Consider the following 6,149-nt stretch of genomic DNA (forward strand, 5'->3'; position numbering starts at 1 on the left):
TGGTTTCACCTGGTAATAAAACATCTTCTGTTGCATCACCATTTAAAATTTCATCAATGTAATTAGGTTTACCACGTGCTTTCCAATCGTTAACTACCGCATGTACTTCATGGTCGTCAACAAATGCGCCATGCACACGCTCTGGTACACTTGTGCCTGGCGGTAAATAAAGCATATCACCCATACCTAATAGGTTTTCGGCGCCTTGCTGGTCCAAAATGGTACGCGAGTCTATTTTGCTCGACACCTGAAACGCCATACGCGTAGGTATATTGGCTTTAATTAAGCCGGTAATTACATCTACCGATGGGCGCTGTGTTGCCAGTACTAAGTGTATGCCTGCTGCACGTGCTTTTTGCGCAATACGGGCAATTAGCTCTTCAACTTTTTTACCTACAATCATCATCATGTCGGCAAATTCGTCAATAACCACCACTATGCTTGGTAGTTTGTCTAGCTCGTCTGGGCCTTCTTTCATGCCGTCGGTGTCTTTAAATAATGGGTCAAGAATTGGGTAACCCGCCTCTTTGGCTTCCATCACTTTTTGGTTGTAGCCTTTTAAGTTACGCACGCCCAACGCCGACATTAACTTATAACGGCGCTCCATTTCACCGACACACCAACGCAGCGCGTTGGCCGCTTCTTTCATATCGGTAACAACTTCACACAATAGGTGCGGAATACCTTCATAAACCGAAAGCTCAAGCATTTTCGGGTCAATCATGATCATACGAACATCATCAGGGCCCGATTTGTACAGTAAGCTTAATATCATTACATTAACGCCCACTGACTTACCTGAACCCGTGGTACCGGCTACCAGTAAATGGGGCATTTTACCTAAATCGGCACACACAGGTTGCCCTGCAATATCTTTACCTAATACCATGGTTAGAGGCGATGGGTTTTGCTCAAATTTAGGGGCGTTAATGACCTCAGATAAACGTACGATTTCGCGGTATTTATTAGGCAGCTCTATCCCTATATATGTTTTACCCGGGATCACCTCAACCACACGTACGCTAATAGCAGAAAGCGAACGGGCTAAATCTTTTGATAAGCCCGTAATTTTAGACACCTTAATACCTGGCGCTAAATCAAGCTCAAAACGTGTTACAACTGGCCCTGGGTATACCCCTACTACAGTGGCTTGTACGTTAAAGTCGAGTAATTTTGTTTCAACAAGACGCGATACACTTTCAAGCTCTTCTTGTGATATCGGGTTTTTTGCTTTGTCGGGTCTGTCGAGTAAATCAAGCGATGGTAATGGCCCTGGTGGTGGCTCTTTATCAAGTAACTCTTCAAACTTTTCTTTAGCTGTTGGCGGTGGCTGATACGCAGGTTTTGGCTTAGGCATTGGCCTTGCTGGCGATACCACCGTGGTAACTGGTTTTTCAGGCTCGACAACTTGGCTTTGATCCAGTGCATTTAACGCAGCTGCTGTATCCATAGGCTCATCGTCTATGGCGCTAAAGCCAATTTCTTGGTCGAGTATATCGTCTAGCTCATCAAATGGGCTGTAATCATCACTAATTTGCGGCTCGCTAAAGGTAGGCTGCTCTTTAGTAATGGCTTTTTGTTTTGCTGGTTTTTTACTTTTAGCAGGTTCTTGTTCAAATTCTGATGATTGCTCGTGTGTGGTATCGCTTTGCTCATAATTATCAGCGTCATCATTAAATTGGGCATCGGCCTGTACAGGGCTTGCCGCAATGCGCTCTCGTTGCATCCAACCTTGGGCGTAATTAAAAGCATAGCGGTAGCCTCTAACCACTAAATCACCAAGGTAGTCTACAAATTCAACCCATGACACGCCGGTTAATAAGGTAAGCCCAGCAAAAAAGAAGCACAATAATAAAATAGAGGTACCGGTAAAGTTAAATGCTGGCATCATGGCCGATGCAATCACATCACCCACTACCCCACCAGATGAAAAGTTATAAATATCATCAAAGTTAATGCTGCTAATTGCCGTTGCCGAGGTAATAAATAATGCAAAGCCAATAACACGCAAGGCAAGTGTGGTGTAATCGAGCTGTAAAATACGATGAGGTTGCTTAAACAGTAAATAGCCAAACAGCTGAATAGCGGCCGGCACTAAATAAGCAAGCCAGCCAAATGAAAGTAATAGTATATCGGCCACCCAAGCACCAGCAGTGCCTGTAATATTTTTTACGTTTCTAAATTCACCCGTTTGCGACCACGCGGGGTCTGCAGGATCAAAGCTGATTAAAGCACATAAAATAAATATTGCCGCAAAGGTGCTGATGATCAGCCCTGTTTCTAATAGTCTTTGCACACCATTTAGGCGCATAACTTCCTATCCCTCTTTATTGTTCTATTGGCACTTGCTTGCAATCAAATACCTTAGCAGGAAATGCAATTTGATGCACTTTATCTTAATGTGTATGGCCTGATTATGAACAAGTTTTTATAAATTAAAGTGTGTTTATCTTTTGCGGTTAAATTTACGCTATGTAAGGGCGAATAATTACGCCGTCTTCACCTTTTACTTCTTCCATTACTACATAGGTGCGGCTTTCACTCACGTTTGGCAGCTTTAAAAGAATGTCGCCTAGTACTCCGCGGTATTCTGACATATCGTTTACGCGTGTTTTTAATAAAAAATCAAAATTACCCGATACCAAGTGACACTCTATTATCTCTTCGTGCTGTTTAACCGCCGCACTAAACTCATCAAATACGTCGGGCGATGTTTTGGTAATGGTTACCTCAACATATACAGATAAGCCTTGGCCAAGCTTTGCCGGATCAACCACCGCTTTGTAGCCAAGTATGTAGCCTTCACGTTCTAACTTTTTTACGCGTTCCAGACAGGGCGTGGCGCTCAGGCCAACTCGTCGGGCCAGTTCTACATTAGAAAGGCGTCCATCGTGCTGTAATTCCATTAAAATTTTACGGTCAATTCTATCTAATAACTGATGCATACACCCAACTAGTTTAATGTTCTGTTTATTTTTATTATTTAGATAATAACACTAGCTAGCCATTTAAAAAAGGTGAGACACACTGCCTTATGATGAATATAATAGTGAAAAATGTTAATCCGTTCTTAATAAGGCAAATTTTATGATTATTGGTGTACCTAAAGAAATTAAAAACCATGAATACCGTGTAGGTATGGTTCCTGCGAGTGTTCGTGAATTAGTAAATCACGGCCACCAAGTGATTGTTGAAACAGATGCAGGTATGGGCATTGGTTTTACTAACGAAGATTACACACAAGCTGGCGCTGAAATTTTAGCCACTGCAGCTGATGTTTTTGCAAAAGCAGACATGATCGTAAAAGTAAAAGAGCCACAAGCTGTTGAGCGTGCAATGCTACGCGAAGACCAAATTTTATTTACTTACCTTCACCTTGCACCTGATCTTCCACAAACTGAAGACCTTGTTAAAAGCAAAGCGATTTGTATTGCTTACGAAACAGTGACTGATGCGCGTGGCGGCTTACCGCTTCTTGCACCAATGAGTGAAGTAGCAGGTCGTATGTCTATTCAAGCTGGTGCTCAAGCGCTTGAAAAATCTAACCACGGTCGTGGCATGCTACTTGGCGGCGTACCAGGTGTTGAAGCTGCAAAAGTTGTTGTTATTGGCGGCGGCATGGTGGGTCGTAGTGCAGCGCAAATGGCTGTAGGCATGGGCGCAGACGTTGTAGTACTTGACCGCAACATCGATGTGTTACGTTCACTAGACGCGCAGTTTGGTAACAAAGTTAAAGCGATTTACTCAACGGCTGACGCATTAGAAAAACACGTTTTAGAAGCAGACCTAGTAATTGGTGGCGTATTAATCCCAGGTGCAGCGGCACCTAAGCTTGTTACAGCTGAACACATTAAAGCAATGAAGCCAGGCGCTGCAATTGTGGATGTTGCCATTGACCAAGGTGGTTGTATTGCAACTTCTAAAGCCACCACACACGCGGATCCAACATACATTGTTGATGAAGTTGTTCACTACTGTGTTGCTAACATGCCTGGTGCAGTACCACGTACATCTACGTTTGCACTTAATAATGCAACACTGCCGTTTATTATTAACCTTGCAAACAAAGGTTACAAAAAGGCACTACTTGATGACGCGCACTTCTTAAAAGGCTTAAACGTAATTAAAGGCCAAGTAACTTACAAAGAAGTAGCAGAAGCGTTCAACATGGAATATGTTGATCCTCGTACTGCAGTAGAAAACGCGTAATTTTGCGTTTAGTCGTTAGGTGTTATTGAATAAAATAGTCACCTAACTACAAACAATAAAAAAGCAGCTAATTAGCTGCTTTTTTTGTATCTAAATTTCGACTATATAAATTAATTTATATAAAACGCTTAATTATAAAATCTACTTTTACGCGTTTAGCCTGACCAAGTAGCTTTTTAACCGGCTGTGGGTAATCTTCTACTGTTTCTAAATCATTTGGACCAGTTAAACGGCGGCAGTGTTTTAAAATTTCCTGCTTTTCGTTATCTATGGCTTGCATAATACTTTGCTGTGGGTCTTCAATTAAAATACCGTTTTCAATATCTAGCCCCCACGCTCGCGGATTAAGATTGTGGCCGCTTAATAAGTGGCGTTGTCGGTCTGCGCAAATACCTTTTAAGTGAAACGAGTTACTATTGTGCTTCCATAAGTACACGTTTAAATTGCCGTTATCTATATGGCGCTTTTGCGATTTTACAAATTTATGCAAAATGGTTTCGTATAAATACGGTAATGCACCAATTTTACTAAACGGCTCACTTGGCGGCAGGTAAAAATCGTTCGCCGTTTTATCACCCACGACAATGGTTACCTGCTTACCTTGTTTTAATAATCTACGAAGCGAGCGCATAAGCGGCGCCGGAAAATTAAAATACGGTGTGTAAAGTACAAGCTCTTGCTCTGTGGTATCAAACAAATTTTTAATTAATCGGTTAAGGCTATTATTACGACGCCCTAAACCTAAAAACAAACGCACACCGAGTGGGTCGTTATTGGGCGTAGTTGGGTTTGCATAACTGGCCGACTTGAGCTCGCGCATTAATTGCTTTTGTTCAAACTTAAAGTCTATTAAGCGCTTAAGCGGGCGTGTATCAATACGTGGCACGGCTTGCGAGCCTATTAGCTTAGACTCAATAAAATCAACCACAGAGTCGCACAGTGCTGCTTGGTCAACTAAAAAATAACGGTCGAGCCTGTAGCGTTCGTGATATTGTAAGTACACGTTATTTAAGCTGGCGCCGCTGTATAATAAAGTATCATCTACAACAAAGCCTTTAAGGTGTAACACACCAAACAACTCTTTGGCTTTGACCGGTACACCGTAAACCTGTACGTTCGATTTAAATTTTTCTAAATAGTCACAATATAAACTTGCGTTACCGTCTGATTTTTTTGCACCAATAAGACCACGTTGAGCACGATGAAAATCAACCAACACTTTTATTTCAAGGTTGGGGTTTGCCAACGACACACGATGCAGCGCTTCGAGTATTTCACGCCCTGCTTCGTCATCTTGTAAATAAAGTGCCGTAATGTAGATTCTTTGTTTTGCATTGCTAATTAAACGTAGCAATTGCGTACGGTACTCTTGTGCGTTGGTTAAGACGTTAACGTCTTTTGAAGTCAACCCAAATGCGGGTTTTTCCTGCCAAAATAACATAGTTGCCTATTCACTAAGGTCACATAATCTATCAGTGACAAATAAAATTAGGTAAAACATATCAAAAAAATACTAACGGGTCATGAATTAACGAAGCTTTGTTGCTCATCTGTTTGTTTTTTAACCTTAACACAGGCTTTTTTTCATTTATTGCAAGGTCAGTACATAATATTGCACAGCTTTTAATTTTGTCAGAAAAAAATATTCACATAATTTGTTTACTTGTGCCTTGTTTTTCTTAGAATCGAAGCCATTAAGTTCAGTATTAAACGTTTAGGAAAAGATCATGACTGAAGCAAAACACTCTAAGTTACTAATTTTAGGCTCAGGCCCTGCGGGTTACACTGCCGCGGTTTACGCAGCGCGTGCAAATTTAAACCCAGTTTTAATTACCGGTATTCAACAAGGTGGCCAATTAACGACCACAACTGAAGTTGAAAACTGGCCAGGCGATGCGCACGGTTTAACAGGCCCCGCATTAATGGACCGTATGAAAGAG

General features: G+C 41.7%; 5 protein-coding genes. 2 read left to right on the plus strand and 3 right to left on the minus strand.

Annotation, left to right across the window (positions count from 1 at the left end):
• Both B2R65_RS11200 and lrp read right to left on the minus strand, forming a co-directional pair.
• The coding region (locus B2R65_RS11200; protein ID WP_286742666.1) for a DNA translocase FtsK at nucleotides 1-2,311 on the minus strand (2,311 nt) is incomplete at its 3' end.
• Nucleotides 2,312-2,465: 154 nt separating this feature from the next.
• Complete coding sequence (gene lrp / locus B2R65_RS11205) at nucleotides 2,466-2,945, minus strand: leucine-responsive transcriptional regulator Lrp (RefSeq protein ID WP_004586747.1); 480 nt, start codon at nucleotides 2,943-2,945, stop codon at nucleotides 2,466-2,468.
• A 142-nt stretch (nucleotides 2,946-3,087) separates the two neighbouring features.
• On the opposite strand from lrp, the gene ald reads away from it, so the two are divergent.
• The gene (ald, locus tag B2R65_RS11210) at nucleotides 3,088-4,209 is read left to right on the plus strand and encodes an alanine dehydrogenase (RefSeq protein WP_286742671.1); all 1,122 of its coding nucleotides are present in this window, start codon (nucleotides 3,088-3,090) and stop codon (nucleotides 4,207-4,209) included.
• A 115-nt stretch (nucleotides 4,210-4,324) separates the two neighbouring features.
• On the opposite strand, the gene pssA is transcribed toward ald, so the two are convergent.
• On the minus strand, nucleotides 4,325-5,650 hold the full coding sequence (pssA, locus tag B2R65_RS11215; RefSeq protein ID WP_286742674.1) for a CDP-diacylglycerol--serine O-phosphatidyltransferase: 1,326 nt from the start codon (nucleotides 5,648-5,650) through the stop codon (nucleotides 4,325-4,327).
• Nucleotides 5,651-5,936: 286 nt separating this feature from the next.
• Here pssA and B2R65_RS11220 point away from each other — a divergent pair.
• Nucleotides 5,937-6,149: FAD-dependent oxidoreductase (locus tag B2R65_RS11220; RefSeq protein ID WP_349676065.1), on the plus strand; the 213-nt coding region annotated here is incomplete at its 3' end.

Origin of the sequence: Pseudoalteromonas sp. UBA2102 (assembly GCF_002331165.1) — a bacterium.
Taxonomy (GTDB): domain Bacteria; phylum Pseudomonadota; class Gammaproteobacteria; order Enterobacterales; family Alteromonadaceae; genus Pseudoalteromonas; species Pseudoalteromonas atlantica.